Annotated in this window: 12 protein-coding genes; 4 read left to right on the forward strand and 8 right to left on the reverse strand. The window is 62.2% G+C overall.

The genetic code is table 11. From position 1 onward, the window contains the following. Positions 1–89: 89 nt before the first annotated feature. The 5 genes from KKQ10_RS18720 to KKQ10_RS18740 form a co-directional block, all read right to left on the reverse strand. Entirely contained in the window at positions 90–314 is a 225-nt protein-coding gene (locus KKQ10_RS18720) for an MbtH family protein (protein WP_016985437.1), read from the reverse strand. An 83-nt stretch (positions 315–397) separates the two neighbouring features. Further along, positions 398–1,810 carry an aspartate aminotransferase family protein gene (locus KKQ10_RS18725; RefSeq protein ID WP_127648719.1) on the reverse strand — a complete coding sequence of 471 codons (1,413 nt, stop codon included), beginning with the start codon at positions 1,808–1,810 and terminating at the stop codon, positions 398–400. Positions 1,811–1,953: 143 nt separating this feature from the next. Beyond that, positions 1,954–2,439 (reverse strand): GNAT family N-acetyltransferase, encoded by a 486-nt coding sequence (locus KKQ10_RS18730; protein WP_215501948.1) that lies wholly within the window; start codon positions 2,437–2,439, stop codon positions 1,954–1,956. A gap of 128 nt (positions 2,440–2,567) precedes the next feature. Further along, entirely contained in the window at positions 2,568–3,890 is a 1,323-nt protein-coding gene (locus KKQ10_RS18735; RefSeq protein ID WP_215501949.1) for an ATP-binding protein, read from the reverse strand. Further along, positions 3,890–4,570 carry a response regulator gene (locus KKQ10_RS18740; protein ID WP_127648722.1) on the reverse strand — a complete coding sequence of 227 codons (681 nt, stop codon included), beginning with the start codon at positions 4,568–4,570 and terminating at the stop codon, positions 3,890–3,892. The genes KKQ10_RS18735 and KKQ10_RS18740 overlap by 1 nt, the downstream gene beginning before the upstream one ends. Before the next feature lie 295 nt (positions 4,571–4,865). Here KKQ10_RS18740 and KKQ10_RS18745 point away from each other — a divergent pair, with 295 nt between their 5' ends. From KKQ10_RS18745 to dsbG, 4 genes are all read left to right on the forward strand, one after another. Next, positions 4,866–5,549, forward strand: a complete 684-nt coding sequence (locus KKQ10_RS18745) for a hypothetical protein (RefSeq protein WP_215501950.1) — start codon at positions 4,866–4,868, stop codon at positions 5,547–5,549. Positions 5,550–5,673: 124 nt separating this feature from the next. Further along, entirely contained in the window at positions 5,674–7,407 is a 1,734-nt protein-coding gene (gene dsbD / locus KKQ10_RS18750) for a protein-disulfide reductase DsbD (protein ID WP_215501951.1), read from the forward strand. Beyond that, on the forward strand, positions 7,407–8,276 hold the full coding sequence (locus KKQ10_RS18755) for a TlpA disulfide reductase family protein (RefSeq protein WP_215501952.1): 870 nt from the start codon (positions 7,407–7,409) through the stop codon (positions 8,274–8,276). The genes dsbD and KKQ10_RS18755 overlap by 1 nt, the downstream gene beginning before the upstream one ends. Then, positions 8,252–9,022 carry a thiol:disulfide interchange protein DsbG gene (dsbG, locus tag KKQ10_RS18760; RefSeq protein ID WP_215501953.1) on the forward strand — a complete coding sequence of 257 codons (771 nt, stop codon included), beginning with the start codon at positions 8,252–8,254 and terminating at the stop codon, positions 9,020–9,022. Before KKQ10_RS18755 ends, dsbG begins: the two co-directional genes overlap by 25 nt. 48 nt (positions 9,023–9,070) lie before the next feature. Here the strand turns inward: dsbG and KKQ10_RS18765 are convergent, their stop codons facing one another. The 3 genes from KKQ10_RS18765 to KKQ10_RS18775 all read right to left on the reverse strand — a co-directional run bounded on the left by KKQ10_RS18765 (position 9,071) and on the right by KKQ10_RS18775 (position 24,730). After that, on the reverse strand, positions 9,071–10,594 hold the full coding sequence (locus KKQ10_RS18765; protein ID WP_215501954.1) for a hypothetical protein: 1,524 nt from the start codon (positions 10,592–10,594) through the stop codon (positions 9,071–9,073). A gap of 121 nt (positions 10,595–10,715) precedes the next feature. After that, a complete protein-coding gene (locus tag KKQ10_RS18770; RefSeq protein ID WP_215501955.1) occupies positions 10,716–11,540 on the reverse strand; it encodes an alpha/beta fold hydrolase in 825 nt (274 codons plus the stop codon). A 191-nt stretch (positions 11,541–11,731) separates the two neighbouring features. Further along, positions 11,732–24,730 (reverse strand): non-ribosomal peptide synthetase, encoded by a 12,999-nt coding sequence (locus KKQ10_RS18775; RefSeq protein WP_215501956.1) that lies wholly within the window; start codon positions 24,728–24,730, stop codon positions 11,732–11,734. Between the last annotated feature and the right edge of the window lie 84 nt (positions 24,731–24,814).

Raw genomic sequence — 24,814 nt, forward strand, 5'->3', positions numbered from 1 at the left:
TAGGAGCTGCCGAAGGCTGCGATCTTTTGAAAGCCATGAAAAACCCGCTGACGGTCACCAGTCCAGCGGGTTTCTTTTTGACCGACGAGTTACTGAGCCGCCGCCTGCCCTTCCATCTTCTGACGCAGACTCAGCGGACGCATATCGGTCCAGACTTCTTCGATGTAGGCCAGGCATTCCTTTTTCAGGCCGCTCTTGCCCACGGTGCGCCAGCCTTGCGGCACGGCTTTGTAATCGGGCCAGATCGAGTATTGCTCTTCGTGGTTGACCACGACCTGAAAGAGGATGTCCTCGCGGTCGAATACTGACGTCATGGTGGTTCTCCATCACTGTAGGGGTGGGCTGCACACGAAGTGCAGCCGGGTCTGTAGAAAGAACGTGGGGCGCTGCGAAAAATTTACCCAACAGCCGTGGCGGCGGCCAAGGCTCGACCGAAGATCTCGGCGACGCGGTCGATTTCGGCAGCGGTGATCACCAGCGGTGGCAGGAAACGCACCACCGCGCCATGGCGGCCGCCCAGCTCCAGAATCAGCCCGCGCTTGAGGCATTCGCGCTGCACCAGCGGCGCCAGACGGGCGAAGGCCGGCGGATGACCGAGGGCATCTGGCGTACCGTCCGGGTCAACCAATTCGACCCCGAGCATCAAGCCGCGACCACGAATGTCGCCCAGTTGCGGGAAGTCGCGTTGCAGGATGCGCAAGTGTTCGCTCAGGCGCTCGCCCATGGCCGCAGCGTGTTCGCTGACCTTGTGCTCAAGCAGATAACGCATCACTGCGGAACCGGCGGCCATCGCCATCTGATTGCCACGGAAGGTGCCGGCATGGGCACCCGGTTGCCAGGTGTCGAGCCAGTCGCGATAGACCACCACCGCCAATGGCAGGCTGCCGCCGATGGCTTTGGACAACACCACCACGTCCGGGACGATGTCGGCGTGTTCGAAGGCAAACATCTTGCCGGTGCGGGCGAAACCGCTCTGGATCTCGTCGACGATCAGCGCCACGCCCGCCTTTTCGGTGATTCGGCGCAAGCCGCGCAGCCACTCGATATCCGCCGGAATCACCCCGCCCTCGCCCTGCACCGCTTCGACAATCACCGCTGCCGGCAACTGGACCCCGGCCTCGGGATCGTTGAGCAGGTTTTCCAGATAACTCAGGTTGGCTTTGACCCCGGCGGCGCCACCGAGGCCGAACGGGCAGCGGTAGTCATACGGGAACGGCATGAACTGCACGCCGTTGCTGAGCAGGGCGCCCAACGGCTTTTTCGGCCCCAGGCTACCCATCAGGCTCAACGCGCCCTGGCTCATGCCGTGATAGCCGCCGGAAAACGACAGGACGGTGCTGCGCCCGGTGGCGGTACGCACCAGTTTCAGCGCGGCTTCCACCGCATCGGTGCCGGTCGGGCCGCAGAACTGGATCTTCGCCTCGGCGGCCAGCGCTGGCGGGAGCAGGCCGAACAGGTCCTGAACGAATTGATCCTTGACCGGCGTGGTCAGGTCTAGGGTATGCAGCGGCAATTCATCGGCGAGCACTTGCTGGATCGCCTCGATCACCACCGGGTGGTTGTGCCCCAAGGCCAGCGTGCCGGCACCGGCCAGGCAATCGATGAAGGTACGGCCTTCAACATCTTCGACATACAGCCCCTTGGCGCGCTTGAGTGCCAGCGGAATGCGGCGCGGGTAACTGCGGGCGTTGGATTCCTGCTGGCTCTGGCGGGCCAGCAGTGGCGATTCGTGGAACTGATACAGGATTTCCGTCGGAGCGGAGGCGATCCGGGCCGACGACTCTTCGATAAGGCTGGTGGCGACTGACATCTCTCGACCCCTCAATACGCTATGGATAGTGACCAAAACAGCACACCGCACAGGTGCGCGTTCCGGTCGCGAGGCGCACATGCAGGTTTTCCTGTTCTGGAAACGCTTAAGCGGGGCGAGGATTTACACCCTTGATCGCGTTGTCAGTCGGGCAATGGCAACGGCTTGTGCAGCGCCACGCCGTGCAAGCCCTGATCGCAGGCGAGTGGCGCCGACTCGCAGTAGCCCAAATGCCGATAAAAAGCCGCGCCGGTGCGCGTGCTGGCGATACTCGCCTGAGGTACGCCACGTATTCGCAACCAGCCTTCCAGATCCATCACCAACGCCCGCCCGGCGCCACGGCGAAACCATTCCGGCTGCACATGACAAAACCCGATATCACCGCTGGCCGTGGCCATGCCGACACCCACCGGTTTGTCCTGTAACAAGGCGAGGTTCAGGTAGCAATGCGGATCGACAAGCTGCGCCGTGATGACCTCCACGGATTGCCGGCTGATCCAGCGGCTGACGAGTTGCGGGTCGTTGCGGTGTTCGAGCGCACAACCGACGCGGATCGAACGCTCGATGATGCGGCTGATAATGCCGGCGTCGGCAGGTTTCGCCGGGCAGATGCAGATTGCTGCTTCCATGCTGCGGTCCCTCAATCCATTGAGTCAAAGCAGCCCCGACCATACCGCCGGGACGGACGAATCACCAATGCGCAGACGTTACATTTGATGTGCCCGAACATCGCTCCCACGGGAGATCTGCGGTGGTGTCAGATGGATTGCAGCGGCATCGTCAGTTCCACCCGCAAGCCATCCGGGCGGCTGTCGAAATGCAGGGTGCAGGCACAGCGCTGGACGATGGCTTGCACGATCGCCAGGCCGAGGCCGCAGCCGGTGCTCTGGCCGTTGCGCCAGAAGCGCTGGGTCAGATGCTGCAGATCTTCTGCGGCAATTCCCGGGCCGTGGTCGCGCACCACAAAGCGTGCGCGCTGACCGACGGTTTCCAGGCTCAATTCCACGTTAGCGTCCGCCGGGGTATGACGCAGGGCGTTGTCGAGCAGATTGCGCAGTGCAGCAATCGACAGCACCGCCGGCATTTGCACCGGGGCGCTGGACAGCGACGTCGGCAATTGCAGTTTGATGCGCTGGCGCTCGCCGCCAGCCGCATCCTGCATCGCCAGTTTCGCCACCTGCTCGGCGCTGCACTGCACACCGTCGTCAAATGACAGGCTGCCCTCGACCCGTGCCAGCAACAACAGTTGCTCCAGCGTGCGGTGCATCCGGTCGGCGCCTTCTTCGGCCCGCGCCAGCGACTGATCGCGGGCACTGCCCTCGGTCATGCGCGCCACTTGCAGGTGAGTCTTGATCGCCGTCAGCGGGCTGCGCAGTTCATGGGCGGCGTCACCGGTCAGCCGCCGCTCACGCTCGATGGTCTTGCCAATGCGCTGGAACAGCTGATTCTGGGTGTCGAGCAATGGTTTCAGTTCGCTGGGAAACGACTGCAGCTGCAAGGGTTCCAGCGAGTCGGCATTGCGCCGCATCAAGGCTTCGCGCAGGCGATTGAGCGGCGCCAGGCCCTGACCGATGCCCAGCCACAACAGGCACAGACAACCGAGCAATGCCACGCCGACCGGCACCGAGGCCGCCAGCAGGATCGACATGTTCAGCGCTTCGCGCTCGATCTGCCGATCGGCGGTGGTGATCCGCACGTCACCTCGTGCGAGGGTGAAACTGCGCCACGGCGCGCCGTCGATCATCTGGTCATGGAAGCCCATTTTCGCAGCTTCCAGGGTTTGCTCGGGGCTGCTGTGGCTGCGGGCCAGAATCTCCCCACGCAAGGAACTGACCTGGCAGGCCATGCCGCCGGGAATGTTCAACTGTTCAGCACTGAAATGGGTGCCCTCGCCCTTGCTCGGCAACGCCGGCAATTGCTCCAGCAGCCCGGCGACCATGCGCGCCGAAGCCACCAGCCGCTGGTCGAGGGAAAACATCATCTGATTGCGCAGGTCGCTGAGCATCCAGGCCGCGGCCAGGGCCCAGATCAGGGCGAACGCGGCGCCGAGGGTCAGACTCAGGCGCAGACGCAGACTCATCACTTCTGCTGCTCTCCACCATCGGCCGGCCCGAGGCGATAGCCCAGACCGCGCACGGTTTCGACGATGCCCTTGCCGAGCTTGCTGCGCAGGTGATGGATATGCACGTTGAGGGCGTTGCTCTCCAGCTCATCATTGAAGCCGTAGACGCTGTCCTTCAATTGCTCGGTGGACAGCACCCGGCCACGGTTGTGCAGCAGCGCCTGCAACAGCGATTGCTCGCGCCGCGACAAGTCCACCGATTGCCCGGCCAGAGTGGTTTCACGGCTGCTCGGGTCGTAGGTGAGTGCGCCGTGTTCAATCAGGTTGACGCTGCGTCCGGCGACCCGGCGCAACAAGGTTTGCAGGCGGGCGAACAGTTCACGCAGATCGAACGGTTTGAGCAGGTAATCGTCAGCCCCCGCCTGTAGACCATCGACCCGATCGGTGACCGAATCGCGCGCGGTCAGAATCAGCACCGGAATTTCCAGGCCCTGTTGCCGCAACTGTTGCAGCAACTTGAGGCCATCTTCATCGGGCAGGCCGAGATCGAGCACCATCACGTCGAATTCGGCAACCTTGAGCATCGCCCGCGCCTTCGACGCGGTGTTGACGTGCTCGACCGTCAAGCCCTGGGCAGTGAGACCGGCAACGATACCGCTGGCGATCAGTTCATCGTCTTCGCAAACCAGTACGTGCATGGTGGTTCCCTGAGAAAAAGGCAAGTCGAACAGAACAGGATTAAGCCGCAATTATGGCCGGGCCACAACCGACCAGACAGAGGCTTCATAGCTCGCCTGCGTTGACCGGTAATACCCCATCGGGGGCACGTACAAAATACCATCCGGCAAATACAAGTCAAACTAACCGAAATAAAATACAACACCCTCGAACTATACAAACAAAGCAGCGAAAACTAATCTCGCCCAGCAACTTTACAACAACTAAACACCCAACCAGAAAGACCAATCACAAATTACTTGAGAAACCGTAAAAATGACCACTAGCAAAAACTTCGCTGCCGTTGACTGGTGCACCGGCCCTGACCGTCTTTATTTCTTTTTCCGAGAAAAGAACACTTACGCCCGTTTCGACATCGGAGATAACAAAGTTCTCTCCGGTTACCCCAAATCGGTTGACGAACACTGGGAAGGCTTCGACAAGACTGCCGCAGACTTGCGCTTTGGCTTTACCACTACCAGCCCCAGCTGGGACGGCGGTATCGACACCCTCTGGCTGTTCTACGACGATGGCGATACTCCATCAGTCTGTGAATTCAACCAGCGATATGACAAGGCCGTATCGAACACCCCCGTCGCGCAATCCAAATGGGCAAAGTTACTGCCTTATTACTATAAAATAGTCGGTGCAATGTGCAACGAAAACAACTCGAAAGGATACACCTACTGGATATTACTGAACGACGGTAACTATCTGACTTACGAGATTTACTCGACAAACCTGCAAGTACTGCCCCTCAAAAACTCTCCATGGGATGAGCTGACACAATATCAAGGACGCATGATGACTGCCGCCCTGAATGACTACCCGACTTTCGACACATATTTTTATATCTTCCTGAATGACAACCAGTATCTGCGATATGAACAGGGCGCGAAAAAACTATTCGGCCCGTATACAATCTCCGAATCAACCTGGCCCGGTCTGCTGACGGACTGAGGCCATTTGCAGGCACCAGTGCATCGACGTCGGGGTTCCATCCGGCATCGTGCGGGGCGGTTAATCATCGGTTAATCGCTACCCGCCACTGTGCATTCCACTTGCACAGGGACAAGGCTCCTCCATGCGTCATTTTTTTCTTTTGTTTGCACTGCTGATCTCCGGCCTGGCTCAGGCGGGAAATAATCCATTCGAGACCAAACCGGAATTTCTGCCGGTCGACCAAGCGTTCGTGCTTACCTCCGAACGCCTGGAGTCCGGGGAAACCCAACTGTTCTGGCAGATCAGCGACGGCTACTACCTGTATCAGAAGCGCCTGAAACTCGACGGTCTGAAGGCCGAACAACAGCCGGTTCTGCCCGAGGGTGAATCCCACAGCGACGAATTTTTCGGCGAACAACCGGTGTATCGCCAGGGGCTGGAGGTAAAAGTCCCGGCCTCGGCCAGCGGTCAGATCAAGGTCAGTTATCAGGGCTGCGCCGATGCCGGCCTGTGTTATCCACCGCAAACCCGGGTCATCGATCTGGGTGGCAAAGCCACGCCGACGACCAGCGCGCAAGCGCCGGATCAAGCCTTGGCCAGCGGCCTGCAACAGCGAGCGCTGGGCTGGAGCCTGCTGGTGTTCTTCGGCCTTGGCCTGCTGCTGGCATTTACCCCGTGTTCCCTGCCAATGCTGCCGATTCTGGCGGGAATGGTCGTCGGCAGTGGTGCCACGCCACGGCGTGGTTTCGCCCTGGCCAGCAGCTATGTGATCTGCATGGCACTGGTGTATGCCGCGATGGGCGTGATCGCTTCTCTGCTCGGCGCCAACCTGCAGGCATGGCTGCAGAATCCCTGGCTGCTCGGTGCGTTTGCGGCGGTGTTCGTGGTGCTGGCGTTGCCGATGTTCGGCTTCTTCGAATTGCAATTGCCGGTGGCCTTGCGTGATCGCCTCGAACACGCCTCGCGCAGCCGCAACGGCGGCAGCCTGATCGGTGCCGGGGTGCTCGGGGCCTTGTCCGGTCTGCTGGTCGGCCCGTGCATGACCGCGCCGCTGGCCGGCGCCTTGCTGTACATCGCCCAGAGCGGCAATGCGCTGCACGGTGGCCTGATTCTGTTCGCGCTGGGCATCGGCATTGGTGTGCCGCTGTTGCTGCTGGTGACCGTCGGCAACCGCTTCCTGCCAAAACCCGGGGCATGGATGAACCTGCTCAAGGGCATCTTCGGTTTCCTGTTCCTGGCGACTGCGCTGTTGATGTTGCGCCCGGTGCTGGACTCCTCGTTGTGGCTGGGCCTGTGCGGCGCGCTGCTGCTGATCGCTGCGTTCTGTGCCTGGAAGCAATCGGAAGGCTTCGGGCGTGTCGCCCAGATGTTCGGCGCCAGCTCGCTGTTGCTCGGTCTGTGGGGCAGCCTGTTGATGATCGGTGCCGCCGGTGGCGGTGATGACCCGTATCAGCCGCTGCAGGTGTACAGCGCGGGTCGTGTCGCCAGCGCAACGCCGAGCGGCCATGACGCTTTCACCACCATCAAGGACCCGGCAGCGCTGCAGCGTGAACTGGATACCGCCAAGGCTCAGGGGCAGTGGGTGTTGCTCGATTACTACGCCGACTGGTGCGTGTCGTGCAAAGTCATGGAGAAACAAGTGTTCGGCAAAGACAAGGTCATGCAGGCACTCAGCGATGTGCGTCTGCTGCGCCTGGATGTCACCGCCGACAATGCCGCCAGCCGCGAGCTGCTCGGCCGTTACAAAGTCCCGGGGCCACCGAGTTTTGTCTGGATCGGCGCCGACGGCGAAGAACGACGTAGCCAGCGCATCACCGGTGAGGTGGATGCCGATACATTCCTGCAACGCTGGACCACCACCCGAGACGCCAACTGATGCTGACGTTCACCCTCGGCACCTTTGCCATCGCGCTTAACCACCTGCTGCTGATCAGTGCCCTGGCGCTGGCGACCCTTGTCGGCTGGCGGGTGGCCAAACGTGGCGGCGATAACCCCGAGTCGGCGCTGTTCAGCCTGTTTCTGATTGGTCTGCTCGCGGCACGCGTGGCGTTTGTCGCCCTGTATTGGGGCCACTATCGCAACGATCCGTGGCAGATCATCGACCTGCGCGATGGCGGGTTCCTCGCCTGGCCGGGGGTGATCGTGCTGTTGCTGGCGGCGTTGTATCGCGGCTGGCGCCGACCGGGCCTGCGTCGGCCACTGGGTTTTGGCGTGGCCAGCGGTGTCGTGTTCTGGCTGCTGGCGACCCTGTCGTTGAACATCTACGAACAAGGCACGCGCCTGCCGGAGATCACCCTGCGCAACGCCGCCGGGGAGACCATTGAGCTCAGCGATTATCAGGGCGGCCCGCTGGTAATCAACCTGTGGGCGACCTGGTGTCCACCCTGCCGGCGCGAGATGCCGGTGCTGGAGAGCGCTCAACAACAACGCCCGGACCTGACCTTTTTGTTCGTCAATCAAGCCGAAAGCATGCAAAGCGTTGCAACCTTTCTCGAAACCCAGGGCCTGAGCCTGAACAACGTGCTGTTCGACCGCAGCGGCCGACTCGGTCAGGCCGTGGGTTCCATGGCGCTGCCGACTACGCTGTTCTATAGCCCTGATGGACGTCTGCTGAGCAGCCATCTGGGCGAGCTGTCGAACGCCAGCCTGGCCCGCGCCCTGGAAAACTTCGACAGTCCGAACCCAACCGCCGCACCGGCCACCTCTGCAAGGAAACTGCCATGCCCCGCCTCCGCCACCTGCTGACGCTGACTCTGGGCACCGCCCTGCTGCACCTGCCGTCGGTACAGGCCGCCGAAGAATTGCCCGCCGCGATCAAACAGATCGAAGCCAAGGGCGCGAAAATCGTCGGCCAGTTCGACGCCCCGGACGGCTTGCGCGGTTATGCGGCGCAGTACCAGAACCGCGGCATGGCCCTGTACCTGACGCCGGATGGTCAACACGTGCTGCTGGGCAATCTGTACGACGCCGACGGCAAGGACCTGAGCAGCGAACCGCTGCAGAAACTGGTCTACGCGCCGATGGCCAAGGAAATCTGGGGCAAGTTCGAAGCCAGCAACTGGATTCAGGACGGCAGCAAGGACGCACCGCGCACCGTGTACCTGTTCAGCGATCCGAACTGCCCATACTGCAACATGTTCTGGGAGCAGGCGCGACCATGGGTCAAGGCCGGCAAGGTGCAATTGCGGCACATCATGGTCGGAATCATCCGCGAGGACAGCCCGGCGAAATCCGCCGCGCTGCTGGCGGCGAAAGATCCGGCCAAGGCCCTGGAAGACCACGAGAAAGCCGGCAAGGCCAGCACACTCAAGCCATTGAAAGACATTCCGGCGGCGGTGCAGACCAAACTGGCCGCCAACATGCAGTTGATGGAAGACCTGGAGTTGCAGGCGACACCGGCAATCTTCTACATGGACGACAAGGGTGAACTGCAACAGCAGCAAGGGGCGCCTTCGCCGGACAAACTGGCTAAGATTCTCGGGCCTAAGTAAAGAGAAAAGCCCGCTCTGAAGAACGGGCTTCGATTGTTGCCGGAACGATCAACCACACATTGTGAAGAAGTCGAGGAAGCTGTAGTCCTCGGCTTCAACTCGCATACTCTTGATTCGAGACTGGCCAGGGGCGACGAACTCGATCAATTGATGGAGTTGGCCTCCTTCGCTTATGCCGTGATACTCATTCGTGCCCAAGACCTCACCATTGATATCGAAATACGTGACGACACCTTTATGGTGAAGGTGGGCCCACGTGAACGAAATTCGAGCGTAATCCACCCGAAAATCAAACTGGAAGCGCTGGGGCGGAGTTGTCATGCCAGAGTTGATACACATACCAAAAGAGAGCGCTTCAACGAATCCGACCGTGGTGGAGCCGAAGCGCATGATGCCTGCCGTCCCTGCTCCCTCAAGCAACCTGATCGACATGGTGGGTAAGGTGAAGGTGTAATTATCAGCTGCGTTGACCCGCTTTACGTCCTGTTCATCAAAATTTTCTACATCAACATAGCGTCGTTTCTGCACCGTTACTCGAGTGATGGGTGAAGGCCGCTCGATGCCATCCCGCTCAACCGTGTAGCTCACATCGACCGTTTCACCTTCATTGGCGGCTACTGCAGATACACTAACGGCAACCTCAATACTTCCTGCTGAATTACCATTAACCGTTTCCAGCTCAGGCGACCCCTCCCCCGGAGTGCCACGCCACCACGGCTTGACCCTGTCGGTGGGTAGCATGCCGTCGTACGTGATGACGATCATCGCATTTTCCGAGACCAGCTCTGGATCCAGCACACCGTTCAGCGTCTGCGTGACGGTGGGTGCCGGTAAATCGGTATCGGATTTCAGCAATAGATTGGTCCAGCGCGGCAATTCATGCGCACTGTCGATATTCGGACTTTTGTCGAACGTGACAAACGTCTCCAACGTCAAAGCCGATCTATGGTCGAGCCTACTTAACCAGCTTCGATCAATAGTCAACTCCAGTCCGTTGCTGACCTGCTCTGATGTCACTTCCAGTGCCGTGACCAAATGAAGCGTTTCATGGTTGGGATAATTGCGCTGCCCGACAACGTTGATCCAGATTCGCTGCCTCAGATCGATGAACTTCCAGGGTGCAAGCTGAACCCGAGGGTTGCCTGAGAACCTGCGCATATCCAGGAATACAGTACCTTCGATTTTGACGACTTCAGGTAAACGCGGCACTGGCAAATCGGCGGGAGGAATGTGCTCTACCTTCAGATCAAGTTTATGGGAAAACATCACGTCCTCCCCCAAACTTGCCTCGTACCAGAGCTGTATGGTTTTGCCGACACATAGACCAACGAGCCACGCAGGAATGAAAACTTCAGCAGGCTCTGAAGCCCTTTTTGACTGAGTGGTAAACTCCTCAGTATGTCCGGGTCCAACCAAGAAGAGCCGGAGACGATGTTCGGGTTTCAGTCCCGGGAAATCGATGCGTACGGTTGTACCGTCCAGAGCCTTACAAGGTGGCAATGTCGAGTTGTACGATGCATCTACTACCACTGGAACCGGAAGTTCAGGATCGTTTGCTGCTTGATTGGACATGACGATTCTCCCGTCGAGGATCACTCGATTCAGCCCACACCGGGCGAAACCATTTGATGCCTGTTCAAGAGGAGCGCGCTACTGTCAGAGTTGACAGTAGCGCGGGACGCAAAAGGGTGATTCAGTCGATAGAATGGTTTCGCTCAGCCAAAAAGGCCAACAACACCTCGTTCACAAACTGCGGATTCTCCAGACTGGAGATATGCCCCGCTTCCGGCACCAGCACCCACGGGCAAGCGATCAACTCCGCCATCTCCTTTGCCTCCGACGGCGGGCGCGGTTTGTCCTGATCGCCGCACAGCACCAGCGTGGTCGCGGCATTCAACTCGCCCAGACGCGGCAACCGATCATCACGACTGAAGGTAATACGCCCCATCGGCACGATGCTGTCGCGCAGGCGATCAGTGCTGTACGCCGCCAGTTTGGCGCGGAAGTCCTGATACAGCGCCGATTGAGGATCGATGCCCGGGCGGAAGAAAATCGGTACTACGATGTCCAGCAGTTGCTCGGAAATTTCGCCGCTTTCTTCAATCTGTTTGAACAGCGAGAAGTAGTACTGACGAGTCGGCTCAGGCTCCACGCCGACGTAAGTGTCCATCAGCACCAGCCCGTTGAGCCGCTGCGGTGCCGACAGCGCCAGGCGCACGCCCCACATGCCGCCGACCGACAGTCCGACCAAAGTGACCTGATCGATCCCCAGATGATCGAGCAACGCCTCGGCCTGTCGCGCGATGTCATCCAGCGACGTGGTGCCTGGCGGCAAGCGCCCGGATTCGCCATGGCCCCACAGGTCCAGCGCAATCACCCGATAGTGCGGCGCCAGCGCAGCGATCTGCGGCGCCCACATGGCGGTGTCCCACAGATAACTGCCGGCCAGTAACACGGCCGGGCCGGTACCTTGATCAATGTAGTGCAGCGCTTGTCCGTCAACCGTGAAGAAAGGCATCGACCACTCCCGCGATGAAAAAGAGAACCGGCAGACTGGGCTGCCGGTTCTGGCTCGTCAACCCTGGAAATGTCTGAAAATATGCCGCCCCCCAATCGCGAGCAAACTCGCTCCCACATTGGTTCTGCTTACACAGTGCTAAGTGTGGGAGCGAGCTTGCTCGCGAAAGGGCCAGTGCAGGCACCAGAGAATCAAAGTCCCTCCAGCTCCGCCATCAGATCATTCAATCGATCCACCTTGTCCTCGGTCATGTCACTGGCCGCCAGGCCCTCAATGTACTCAGCCAGTTCCTGCACTGTGCTGCACTCGAACATCGCCCGCAGTGGCACGTCGCGTTGCAGGGTTTTCTGCACCCGCGAGGCGATCTGCGTGGCCAGCAGCGAGTGACCGCCCAGCTCGAAGAAGTTGTCGCGCACACCGACCTTGTCGACCTTGAGCACCTCGGCCCAGATATCGGCCAGGGTCTGTTCCAGTTCGTTGCGCGGGGCCAGGTAATCCTGGCTCTGCAACTGGCCGATCTCCAGCGCTGGCAGGGCGTTGCGGTCGAGTTTGCCGTTGGCGTTATGCGGCAACTGATCCAGCCACAACCAGTGCAGCGGCACCATGTACTCCGGCAGTTCGGCGCGCAGGCGTTGTTTGATACGCTCCAGTCGTTCGTTCGGATTCAGGGCCAGATCTGCCGCTACGAGATACCCGACCAGATGCTTGCCATTGACGCCCTCCTGCACACCCACCGCCGCATCGCGGACTTCCGGTTGTTCGTGCAGACGCGCTTCGATTTCGCCCAGTTCGATGCGGTAACCGCGAATCTTCACTTGATGATCGACCCGGCCGACGTATTCCAGCACACCATCACTGCGACGCCGCGCCAGGTCACCGGTGCGATACAGACGCTCGCCCGGTGCGCCGAACGGATTCGGCACGAACACCGGCGCGGTGCGCAACGGATCACTGACATAACCGCGACCGACGCCAGTGCCGGCCACGCACAACTCACCCACCGCACCCAACGGCACCAGCTCCAGCGCGCCATCCACCAGATAGAGCAAGTTGTTGTCGGTCGGCGTACCGATCGGCAAGTAGCTGCCACGAGTCGAGGCCAGATCGACGCGGAAGAACGCCACGTCATCGGAACACTCCGCCGGACCATAGGCGTTGACCAGACCGATCTGCGGATAACGCTGTAGCCATTGGTGCGCCAGTTCCGGCGGCATCGCTTCACCGGTCGGCAGCATCCAGCGCAAGCCGTCGAGGCTCAGGCGCTCGGCGGCGAGCATGCCCTGAATCAGCGACGGCACGCTCTCCAGCACGGTAATGCCCTGGGCCTGCACGTGCACCAGCAAACCCTGCGGATCGTGGGCGATGGTGTTCGGCACAATGTCCACCCGTGCGCCAAACAACGGCGCGGCGAGGAACTGCCAGACCGAAATGTCGAAGCTTTGCGAAGCGGTCTGTGCGATCACATCGGCGTCGCTCAGATCGAGGTACGGACGCTTGCTCAACTGGTTGTTGAGCATGCCGCGCTGCTCGACCATCACGCCTTTCGGCAGGCCGGTGGAGCCCGAGGTGTAGATCACATACGCCAGGTTGTCCGGGCCACTGTAAATGCCCGGGTTTTGCAACGACCTCGCCAGCGCCTGCACCTCTTCCCAGACCAACAGCCGTGGGCGGTTGGCGCAGCTGAATTCATCGAGCAAGGTCTGCGCCTGTTCGCGACAGGCTTGAGTGCACACCAGCAGCGGCGTGCGGCTCAGTTCGATGATGCGTTGCAGACGCTGGCTCGGCAGGCCCGGATCCAGCGGCAGGTAACCGGCACCGGCCTTGAAACTGCCGATGATCATGCCCAGCAGATCGAGATTACGTTCCGCCAGCAACGCCACCGGTTGATCCATCCGCACCCCGGCTGCAACCAGCGCATGAGCGAGGCGGTTGGCGTTGTGGTTCAGCTCGGCATAGCTCAGTTGCTGATCGAGGCAAGTGGCCGCGATGCGTTGCGGATGCGCTGCAACCTGCGCTTCGAACAGCGCCACGTAGCTCTGCTCCAGTGGATAATCGTGCGCACTCTGGTTGCAACCGTGCAGCAGGAAGTCCTGCTCCTCGGCGCCCAGCAGCGGCAGCTCGGCCATGTCGCCATGGAAGCCATCGACCAGCGCCAGCAACAGCCGTTTGAACTCGCCGAGCATGCGTTCGATGGTCGATTCGTCGAAGTAGCGCTGGTCATACGACAGATGCAGGCCAAGGTCATCGCCCGGGTAGCACACCGCCGTCAGTGGGAAGTTGGTGTGGGTACGGCCGGAGTCCGAAGTCGCGTTAAGGCTCTGCGCACGGTCCAGCACCGAGACTTCCACCGGCGCATTTTCAAACACGAACAGGCTGTCGAACAGCGGCTGGCCTTTCGGCAGTTCGCTCTGTTCCTGGATGTTCACCAGTGGCAGGTATTCGTACTCGCGCAGTTGCATGTTGCTGTCGAGCAGAGCGCTCAGCCACTGGCGCACACTGGCGCGCTGATCGTCCGCCGGGATCTGCACCCGCAGCGCAATGCTGTTGATGAACAGGCCGACCGTGCGCTGCATCTCCGGCATCTCCACCGGACGCCCGGCCACGGTGACGCCGAACAGCACGTCACGATCACCGCTCAAGCGTCGCAGCACCAGCGCCCACGCCGCTTGAGCGAAGGTGTTCACCGTCAATTGATGGGCCTGGGCCAGTTCACGCAGACGCGCACCCTCCTCGACATTGAGGCGGGTGTAGCGGTCGCCAACGATCATGCCGCCGCTTTCGCCGGCATGTTCACGCAGGAACGGCCGGTCGCTCGGGATCGGCGTGGTGCGTTCGAACCCGCGCAGGTTCTGCTGCCACCACTGACGCGCCTCAGCCAGACTCTGGCGTTGCAGCCAGCCGATGTAATCGCGGTAACGCGGCGGCACGCTCAACTGCGCTTCGCGGCCTTCACCAAGGGCGGTGTAGATCTCGAAGAAATCGTTCATCAGCAACGAGCGGCACCAGGCATCAATGAGGATGTGATGGTTGCTCATCATGAACCAGTAGCGCGCCGCGCCGACCTTGATCAGACGCAGGTGGAACGGTGCCCGATTGAGCAGATCGAAGCCGGCCTCACGCTCGCTTTTGAGCAGCGCTTGCAGCTTCGGTTCTTGCTCGGTTTCGGCAACGGCGCTCCAGTCCAGGTACTCGATCGGCGTGCGCCCCGGGGTGTGGATCACTTGCAGCATGTCTTCGCCGACGTTCCAGCAGAACGATGCGCGCAACGCTTCATGACGGGCGATCACCGCTTGCCAGGCCTGGGCAAAACGCTCGGGGTCGAGTTCGCTGTTGATGCGGTAGCGATCCTGCATGTAGTACAGGCCAGTGCCCGGTTCGAGCAAGGTGTGCAGCAACATGCCTTCCTGCATCGGCGTCAGCGGATAGACGTCTTCGATGTGCGCCGCCGGCACCGGCAACGCGTCGAGTTGCGCCTGGGTCAGTTTCGCCAGCGGGAAGTCCGACGGCGTCAGGCCGCCGGCTGTGTCTTGCAGGCAATGGGCGATCAGGCTTTGCAGTTCGCCGAGGTAGGCGTCGGCCAGATCATTGATGGTTTGCGCGTCATAACGCTCGGCGCTGAAGGTCCAGCGCAACAGCAGTTCACCGCCATACACCTGACTGTCGATGCTCAACTCGTTGGGCAGCGGTGCGTGCGGATCGTGGGCAGCACCGACCGCTTCGTCCAGCGGACGGAACAGCGCATCGCTGCCGAAACTCTGGTCGAACTGGCCGAGGTAGTTGAAGGTCACCGGTGCATCCGGCAACGCCGCCATGCTGCGCTGGCTGAGGTCGTCGGCCAGATAACGCAGCACGCCATAGCCCAGACCTTTGTGCGGCACGCCGCGCAGTTGCTCCTTGATCGCCTTGATCGAAGCGCCCTGCCCGGCCGCCTCTTCGATGTTGTGCGGGGTCAGGCGTAACGGATAAGCGCTGGTGAACCAGCCGACGGTGCGGGTCAGGTCGATCTCGTCGAACAGGGTTTCGCGGCCGTGGCCTTCCAGTTGAATCAGCGCCGACGGCTGCCCGCTCCAGCGGCACAAGACGCGGGCCAGTGCGGTCAGCAACAGGTCGTTGACCTGCGTGCGATAGGCGCGCGGTGCCTGTTGCAACAGTTGTTGAGTGCGCTCGGCATCAAGGCGCACGCTGACGGTTTGCGCGTGCCGGTTCTGCCGTCCGCCTTGCGGGTTTTCGCACGGCAACTCGGCGTTCGGCCCGGCCAGTTGCGTCTGCCACCAGTTCAGTTCTTCACGTAGGGACTCGCTGCCGGCGTAGGCCTGCAAGCGTGCTGCCCAGTCCTTGAAGGCACTGGTTTTCGCCGGTAGCTTCACCGCCTGTTCGGCGTCGAGTTGGCGATACACGGTTTGCAGATCGTCGAGCAGCACGCGCCACGACACACCATCGACCACCAAGTGATGGATCGCGATGAACAGCCGTTGCTGCCCTTGCGGCCCATCCACCAGCAACGCGCGCAACAGCGGGCCGTTTTGCAGATCGAGGCTGCGCTGGGCATCGGCGAACAGCGCTTGGCACTTGTCCATCGCCGCCACCCGTACTTGCCACAGTACCTCGGCATCGAACACCGGTTGATGCGTTGCCTGCCACTGATCATTGATCTGCATGAAGCGCAAACGCAGTGCGTCGTGCTGCTCGATCACCGCCAGCAGCGCCTGCTCCAGACGATGGGGTTCCAGCGCCACGCTCGGCTCCAGCAGCAGGGCCTGGTTCCAGTGCTGACGCTCCGGGATTTCAGTGTGGAAGAACCAGTGCTGGATCGGCGTAAGCGCCGACTCACCGCTGAGCAGACCTTGTTCGGCAGTCACTTGCTCGCTGCGGCTGGCGACCCCGGCGAGGGTCTGCACGGTCTGATGCTGGAACAGGTCCCGCGGGCTGAAATGGATGCCCTGCTGCCGCGCCCGGCTGACCACCTGAATCGACAGAATCGAGTCGCCACCGAGCTCGAAGAAGTTGTCATTGAGGCCGACCTGCTTGACGTTGAGCACTTCGCACCAGATCTGCGCCAGGGTCTGCTCCAGCTCATTGCTCGGGGCGACGTAGTCCTGACGATTGAGCTCAGGGTCCGGCGCCGGCAAGGCGCGGCGGTCGAGTTTGCCGTTGGCGGTCAGCGGCATGCTCGCCAGCAGGATCAGGTGCGTCGGCACCATGTAGTCCGGCAGTTGTGCCTTGAGGTGCGACTTCAGCGCTTCGCGCAGTTCAGCCTGTTTGGCTTCGCTTTGCTCGGCGACTTCAGTGACCAGATAGCCAACCAGTTGCTTGCCGCTCGGCGCATCCAGCGCCAGCACCACCGCTTCACGAATCGAAGCGTGATCGAGCAGACGGCTTTCGATCTCGCCCAACTCGATACGGAAACCGCGAATCTTCACCTGATGGTCGATCCGCCCAAGGTATTCCACCAAACCATCGGCACGCTGGCGCACCAGGTCGCCGGTGCGGTACATGCGTGCGCCATCGGCGGCAAACGGGTCAGCCACAAAACGCTCGGCGCTGATGCCCGGACGGTCGTGGTATCCCTGCGCCAGACCCGCGCCGCCGACGAACAATTCCCCGGTCGCACCTTGTGGCACCAGCGCCAGATCGGCGTCGAGAATGTAGGCCACGCGATCACCGATCACACTGCCGATCGGCACGCTGCCGACGCCCTCTTCCAGCACTTGCGGGGCCAGACTGGCGAGTGGCATGACCACGGTTTCGGTCGGGCCGTAGGCGTTGAAAAACAGGCTCGGCTGGAACGCGGCGCGAATCCGCTGCAGGTGTTCGCCGGTCAGCGCTTCGCCGCCGGTGATGATCATCCGCACCGGCAGCATCTCGTTTTGCGTGGCGAGGAACTGCGCCAACTGGCTGCCGTAGCTCGGGGTGAAACCGAGCACGTTGATCCGGTGGGTGCGGATCAAACCGCAGATTTCTTCCGCGTCCCACTGCCCTTGCGCACGCAGCACCACCTGCGCGCCACTGAGCAGCGGCACCAGCAGCCGCTCGGTGGCGGCGTCGAAGTTGATCGAATAGAAGTGCAGTTCGCAGTCGTCGGCTCGCATGCCGAACCGCGCGATCACCGCCTGGCAATGCATGGCGATTTCACCGTGGGACACCACCACGCCTTTCGGCTTACCGGTGGAGCCCGAGGTGTAAATCAGGTAAGCCTGATGCTGCGGCAGGCTGATGAACGGCAACTCGCTGGCCGGGTAATCGACCAGCGCCGCGCTGTCTTCTTCCAGGCACCAGCGCGCTACGCTCGGCGGCAGATCGCCAAGGGCCTTGAACATCGACCGATCGCTGAGCAGCAGGCCGATGCGGCTGTCTTCGATCATGTAGTGCAAACGGTCGAGCGGGTATTCCGGGTCCAGCGGCACATAGGCGCCGCCGGCCTTGAGAATCGCCAGCAGGCCGATGACCATTTCCAGCGAGCGCTCCAGCGCCAGACCGACCCGCACTTGCGGGCCGACGCCACGCTCGCGCAGAGCCCAGGCCAGGCGATTGGCGCGGGTGTCGAGTTCGGCGTAGCTCAGGGTCTGCCCGGCGAACGTCAGGGCCGGTGCATCTTTGCGGACCAGCGCCTGCTCGGCGAACAAGTGATGGATGCACTGGTCGAGACGATGCTCGCCCGGCTCGACACCAAGGCTGTCGAGCAGTTGCTGTTGCTCCGGCGCAGCGAGCAGCGGCAGTTGGCTCAGACGCTGCTGCGGATCGGCGATCAACGCTTCCAGCAGGTTGCGCCAATGCTGGGCCATGCGCGCGATGGTCGGCTCGTCGAACAGGTCGGTGCTGTACGTCAGGCAGCAGCCGAGGCGATGGTCGAGGTCGGTGACTTCCAGATTGAGGTCGAACTTGGTCGCCCGCGCATCGTTGGCCAAGTACTCGACGGTCATGCCGGCGAGGGTGCGGCTCTGCTGGAACTCCCAGCGCTGCACGTTGCACATCACCTGGAACAGCGGGTTGTAAGCGGCACTGCGCGGTGGCTGCAGGGCTTCGACCAGATGATCGAACGGCAGGTCCTGGTGCGACTGGCCTTCGATCACGGTGTGGCGCACCTGCTCGAACAACTCACCGACCGACATCTGACCGTCGAGCTGGCAACGCAGCACCTGGGTGTTGAGGAAGGCGCCGATCAGCCCTTCGCTTTCCGGACGGATACGGTTGGCCACCGGTGCGCCGATGCGCAGGTCGGTCTGGCCGCTGTAGCGGTAGAGCAAGGTGGCGAGTGCGGCCGTCATGGTCATGAACAGGGTCAGACCGTTTTGCGCGTTGAACGCACGGACGCGGGCAGCGAGGTCATCACTGAGATCGAAACGAAACAGTTCGCCCTGGTGGCTTTGCACCGGCGGACGCGGCCGGTCACCGGGCAGTTCCAGCAACGGATGTTCGCGACCGAGTTGCGCGGTCCAGTAGTCGAGTTGGCGCTGACGTTCACCGGATTCCAGCCAGTTGCGCTGCCAGACGCTGTAGTCGAGGTACTGCACCGGCAGCGGCTCCAGCGGTGAGTCGCGGTCATCGACGAACGCTTCGTACAGCGCGCTGAGTTCGCGAGCGAAGATGTCCATCGCCCAGCCTTCGGTGACGATGTGGTGCAGGGTCAGGACAAAGTAATGTTCGTCCTCGGCAGTCTTCACCAGACAGGCGCGCAGCAACGGCCCGGTTTCCAGATCGAACGGCAGGTGCGCTTCGGCGTCGGCCAGTTGCTGAACCTTTTGCTCGCGTATATCCGCAGCGAATGTCGAGAAATCCTTCCAGTCCATGCGCACCCCCGTCTCGGCATGCACCTGCTGCCGGGCCACGCCGTCGATGCTCGGGAAGGTGGTGCGCAGGGTTTCGTGGCGCAGGATCAGCGCCTGCAAGGCCGCCTCGAAACGCTCGACATGCAACACGCCACGCAGGCGCGCCATGCCGCCGACGTTGTACGCCGGGCTGTCCGGTTCCATCTGCCAGAGGAACCACATGCGTTGCTGCGAATAGGACAGCGGCACGGGTTGGCTGCGGTCGACTTTTGCAATCGGCGGCTGCTGGTTGGTCTTGCCGCTGGCCTGGATCAGCCGGATCTGCTCGGCGAAATCACCCAGTTCGCTGTGTTCGAACAAGGCGCGCAGCGGCAGCTCGACGTCGCAGGCCTGACGGCTGCGCGAGATGATTTGCGTGGCCAGCAGCGAGTGCCCGCCGAGGGCGAAGAAATCGTCGCGCAGACCGACCTGCGCCAGGCCCAGCACTTCACACCAGATCGCGGCGATCTGTTGTTCCAGTTCGGTGACCGGCTCGACGTGTTTGCGTACTTGCCACTGTGGTTCAGGCAACGCACGGCGATCAAGTTTGCCGCTCGGGCTCAGGGGCATTTGTTCCAGACGCATCAATTGCGCCGGGACCATGTATTCCGGCAGCGCGGCGGCCAGTGCGATTTTCAGTCGGGCGATTTGCGCGTCCTGATCTTCGCTGGCATCCAACGCGGTGAAGTAACCGATCAACTGCGCACCGGCCGCGGTTTCACGCACCAGCACCACGGCTTGGGTGACGCTTTCCTGGGCCAGCAGACGCGCTTCGATTTCTTCCGGTTCAACGCGAAAGCCACGCAGCTTGACCTGCTGATCCAGACGCCCGAGGTATTCGATCACGCCGTCCGAGGTCCAACGCGCGCGGTCACCGGTGCGGTACAACCGTGCGCCCTGCTCGCCCAGTGGATCGACCACGAAACGCTCGGCGGTCAACGCCGGACGGCCAAGGTAGCCGCGAGCGAGGCCGAGGCCGCTGATGCACAATTCACCCGGCACACCGGCCGGCACGGGATTGAGATCGGCGTCGAGGACGCGGCAGATCACGTTGCCCAGCGGCCGGCCAATCGGCGAACGTTCGCCGTCGGCGCTGGTGCAGTGCCAGTGGGTGACGTTGATCGCGGTTTCGGTCGGGCCATAACGGTTGTGCAGCTGCACCGCCGGCAGTTGCGCCAGCACGCGGTTGCGCAGCTCCGCCGGCAGCGCTTCGCCACCGGAGAACAGCCGACGCAGGCTGGTGCATTCGGCGCTCAGCGGTTCGTCGATAAACAGCGAAAGCAGCGGTGGCACAAAATGCAGCGTGGTCACCCCGTATGCCTGCACCAACTGGGCGATGCGATGCGGATCGCGGTGCTCGCCCGGCGCGGCAATCAGCAGGCGTGCACCCGTGATCAACGGCCAGAAGCATTCCCACACCGACACGTCGAAACTGATCGGCGCCTTTTGCATCAGCACGTCGGTTTCATCGAGGCCGTAGGTGTTCTGCATCCACTGCAGCCGTTCGGCCAGCGCCGCATGGGTGTTGCCGACGCCTTTCGGCTGGCCGGTGGAACCCGAGGTGTAAATAACGTAGGCGAGGTTGTCGCCATGCAGGTGCAGGCCGGGCGCCTGGCTCGGCCAGTTCTCCAGGTGCAGCGCGCCCATGGCAATCACACTGACGCCGTCGCTGGCCGGCAGTCGATCAAGCAATGCGGTCTGGGTCAGCAGCAGTTCGACACCGCTGTCGCTGAGCATATAGGCCAGACGGTCGGCCGGATAATCCGGGTCCAGCGGCACATAGGCACCGCCGGCCTTGATGATCGCCAGCAGGCCGATCAGCAGTTGCGGCGAACGCTCGGCAGCGATCGCCACACACACATCCGGGCCGACGCCCTTGTCGCGCAGGTAGTGCGCGAGGCGGTTGGCCTGGGCGTGCAGTTCGGCGAAGTCGAGGCTGCCGCCGTCCCACACCAGCGCGGTGCGTTCAGGAGTCTGGCGCGCCTGTTCGTTGAGCAGTTCCGGCAGCCATTGCTGCACTGGCGTGCACGGCGCGACGCTCCATGCCTGGTGCTGCTCGTGCTCGCACGGGGTCAGCAATGGCAGGTCGCCGATCGCCTGTTGCGGTTGTTCGCAGACGGCGCGCAGCAGGTTGCTGAAGTGTTCGGCCAGTCGCTCGATAGTTGCCGCTTCGAACAATTCATCGGCGTAGTCGAAGGACAGGGTCAGGCGCCCATTGCGATCTTCTTCGCTGTGCAGTTGCAGGTCGAACTTGGCCTCGCGGCTGTGCCACGGCAGTTCTTCGGCGAGCAACCCGGGCAGGCGCTTGAGCGCACTCAAGTCGCGTTGCTGGTGGTTGAACATGACCTGGAACAGCCCCTGCTCGCGGGCCTGCGGGAAGGCTTCGAGCAGTTGTTCGAAAGGCAGATCCTGATGGGCTTGAGCGCCGAGCGTGGCCTCGCGGGTCTGCGCCAGCAGCTCGACAAACGACAGCCGCGAATCGACCTCGGCACGCAGCACCTGGGTGTTGATGAAGAAGCCGATCAGACCCTGGGTTTCCAGGCGCGGACGGTTGGCATTGGGCACGCCGATGCGAATGTCGCGCTGACCGCTGTAGCGATGCAGCAGGCTCTGGAAGGCCGAGAGTAACAACATGAACGGCGTCGATTGATGAGCCTGGGCGGTCTGCTTGATCGCATCGCTGAGGCTGACACCGAGGCGCACGCTGTGGCGGGCGGCGCTGTGCACTTGTCTGGTCGAGCGCGGGTGGTCGGTGGCCAGTTCCAGCACCGGATGTTCGTCGCCCAACTGCGCTTTCCAGTACGCCAGTTGCCGCTCGCCCTCGCCTTGCGCCAGCCATTGGCGTTGCCAGCTGCCGTAGTCGGCGTATTGGGTCGGCAGCGACGCAAGGTCGGCGCGCTGGCCCTGGGATGCAGCGGCGTACAGGCGCGAGAACTCGTCGATCAGTACGTTCAGCGACCAGCCGTCGGCGATGATGTGGTGCAGCGTTACCAGCAACTGGTGATCTTCGTCGTCGAGACGCACCAGCGTCACCCACAGCAGCGGGCCGTTCTGCAGATCGAACTGGCTGCGCGCTTGGTCTTCGCGGATCTGTTGCGCGCGGGTTTCACGCTCGTACGCTGGCAGGTCGCTGATGTCGATCAGTTGCAGATTGAATTCAGTCGCCGTATCGACGTGTTGCAGCGCCACGCCGTCGCGTTCGAAGAAGCGCGTACGCAGCGATTCGTGGCGCTCGATCAGTTGCTGGAAGCTGGCGCGCAGCGCATCTTCGTCCAGCTCGCCACGCAGACGCAGGGCGCCGGGAATGTTGTAGGCGCTGCTTTGCGGGTCGAGTTGCCAGGTGATCCACAGACGGTTTTGCGCCAGCGATTGCGGCAGCGCTTCGGTGCGCGACAACACGCTGATTTCGCCTTGGGCGCTACCACCGTCCTGCTGCTGTTGCGCAACGGCAGCGGCGAACGCAGCCAGGGTCGGAGCCTCGAACAACAGACGCAGGTTCAGCTCCAGTGCCAGCGCTTCACGCACCCGGGCAATCACTTGCGTGGCGGCAATCGAGTTGCCGCCGAGCAGGAAGAAGTGGTCGTCAGCGTTGACGTGCTTGACGTTGAGTTGCTCGGCCCAGATCGTGCCGATCAGCGCTTCCAGTTCAGACGCCGAGGCGCCCGTGTTTTCAGTGGCTGCGCTGGCGGACGGGAACACCGCGTAGCTGTCGAGGCTGCCATCGGCCAGACGATTGCGGCAGGCGGAACGTTGCAGCTTGCCGCTGGAGGTCTTCGGCAAGGCCCCCGGATTGAGCAGCACCACCACGCTCGGCGCCTCTTGATACGCCTCGGCCACCGCCTGGCGAATGGCTTTGATCAGCGCTTCGGGCGGTAGGATTTTCTGTACGCTGCGGCTGATTTCCGCCGCAATGCCAATGCCTTCTTCGCCGTCCTGAGAGACCGCGAATGCCGCGACCCGGCCCTTGCGCACCACTTCCACTTCGCGCTCGACGGTTTGCTCGATGTCCTGCGGATACAGGTTGTGGCCGCGCACGATGAGCATGTCTTTCAAGCGCCCGGTGATGAACAGTTCGCCGTCGCGGATGAACCCCAGATCGCCCGTGCGCAGCCAGGTCTGGCCGGCGTGTTGGACGAAGGTCCTGGCGCTGGCTTCAGGATTGCGCCAGTAGCCGTGGGCGATGCTCGGCCCGGCGGCCCAGACTTCGCCGACGAGGTTGTCAGCCAGCTCTTTGAGCGTGACCGGATCGGCGATCAGTACCGCGTGCTCCGGCTGGCTGATGCCGCAACTCATGATCGGGCTGCCGTCGCCCGGCTCGGCGCGGTTTTGCGCCAGCGCCTGATCGTCCACGCGCAGCGCTGGAATGCCGGTGCCACGCGGTGTGCCGGCAACGAACAGCGTCGCTTCGGCCAGACCATAGGACGCCATGAAGCTGTCTTCACTGAAGCCGCACGCGGTAAATTTTTCGGCGAAGCGCTCAAGGGTGTCGAGACGGATCGGTTCCGAGCCGGAATAGGCCACACGCCAGCGGCTCAGGTCGAGACGCTCCAGCGCCGAATCGCTAACGCGTTCGCTGCACAGACGGTAGGCGAAATCCGGGCCGCCGCTGATGGTGCCGCCGTATTGGCTGATCGCTTCGAGCCAGCGCAACGGGCGACCGAGGAAGTACGCCGGCGACATCAGGATGCACGGCACGCCGCTGAAGATCGGTTGCAACAGACCACCGATCAGGCCCATGTCGTGGTACAGCGGCAGCCAACTGACGATCACGTCGTCAGGATTCACATCGATGCCGAAGCCGTGGCGAATCAACAACTCGTTGGCCACCAGATTGCCGTGGCTGACCTGCACGCCTTTGGGCAGCGCCGTGGAACCGGAGGTGTATTGCAGGAAGGCGATGTGCTCTGGCGGCAGGTTCGGCTCAACCCAGTTCTCGGCCAGTGCGCTGTCGAGCGTATCGACGCACAGCAACGGCGGCGCCCCCTCGATTTGCTGCAAGGCATCGCGCTGGTCGGCGCTGGTCAACAGCAGACGCGGTTCGGCGTCGGCAATGATCGACAGCAGGCGTTCCTGATGATGACGACGGGTGGACTCCGGCGGATAGGCCGGCACCGCGATCACCCCGGCGTACAGACAACCGAAGAACGCCGCGACGTAATCCGGGCCGCTGGGGAACAGCAACACCGCACGATCGCCGAATTCGGCTTCAGCCTGCAATGCGGCCGCGATGCTGCGGGCGCGCTGATCGAGTTCGCGATAGCTCAGTACCACAGCCTGCTCTGGGTTTTCGGCGAGAAAACGCAAGGCCAGTTGATCCGGGGTCAGGGCCGCGCGGCGCTGGAGGGCTTGGACCAGGGTGCTGGGGAGTTCGAACGCGTCGGTCATGAGGTTTCCTGCCTGAATTCGGCTTGCTAATGGAATCGGTTTGCTGCGTCACGCCCATCAGGGGGCATGCAGGGCGCGGTCTGT

This window comes from Pseudomonas sp. MG-9, from assembly GCF_018729515.1.
Classification (GTDB): domain Bacteria; phylum Pseudomonadota; class Gammaproteobacteria; order Pseudomonadales; family Pseudomonadaceae; genus Aquipseudomonas; species Aquipseudomonas serboccidentalis.

What these genes read in the sequence shown, in the direction of transcription:
- KKQ10_RS18770 (WP_215501955.1), bottom strand. Translation starts at nt 11,540, where the DNA reads ATGCCTTTCTTCACGGTTGACGGACAAGCGCTGCACTACATTGATCAA.
- KKQ10_RS18745 (WP_215501950.1), top strand. Translation starts at nt 4,866, where the DNA reads ATGACCACTAGCAAAAACTTCGCTGCCGTTGACTGGTGCACCGGCCCT.
- KKQ10_RS18720 (WP_016985437.1), bottom strand. Translation starts at nt 314, where the DNA reads ATGACGTCAGTATTCGACCGCGAGGACATCCTCTTTCAGGTCGTGGTC.
- KKQ10_RS18755 (WP_215501952.1), top strand. Translation starts at nt 7,407, where the DNA reads ATGCTGACGTTCACCCTCGGCACCTTTGCCATCGCGCTTAACCACCTG.
- KKQ10_RS18725 (WP_127648719.1), bottom strand. Translation starts at nt 1,810, where the DNA reads ATGTCAGTCGCCACCAGCCTTATCGAAGAGTCGTCGGCCCGGATCGCC.
- KKQ10_RS18765 (WP_215501954.1), bottom strand. Translation starts at nt 10,594, where the DNA reads ATGTCCAATCAAGCAGCAAACGATCCTGAACTTCCGGTTCCAGTGGTA.
- dsbD (WP_215501951.1), top strand. Translation starts at nt 5,674, where the DNA reads ATGCGTCATTTTTTTCTTTTGTTTGCACTGCTGATCTCCGGCCTGGCT.
- KKQ10_RS18735 (WP_215501949.1), bottom strand. Translation starts at nt 3,890, where the DNA reads ATGAGTCTGCGTCTGCGCCTGAGTCTGACCCTCGGCGCCGCGTTCGCC.
- KKQ10_RS18775 (WP_215501956.1), bottom strand. Translation starts at nt 24,730, where the DNA reads ATGACCGACGCGTTCGAACTCCCCAGCACCCTGGTCCAAGCCCTCCAG.
- dsbG (WP_215501953.1), top strand. Translation starts at nt 8,252, where the DNA reads ATGCCCCGCCTCCGCCACCTGCTGACGCTGACTCTGGGCACCGCCCTG.
- KKQ10_RS18740 (WP_127648722.1), bottom strand. Translation starts at nt 4,570, where the DNA reads ATGCACGTACTGGTTTGCGAAGACGATGAACTGATCGCCAGCGGTATC.
- KKQ10_RS18730 (WP_215501948.1), bottom strand. Translation starts at nt 2,439, where the DNA reads ATGGAAGCAGCAATCTGCATCTGCCCGGCGAAACCTGCCGACGCCGGC.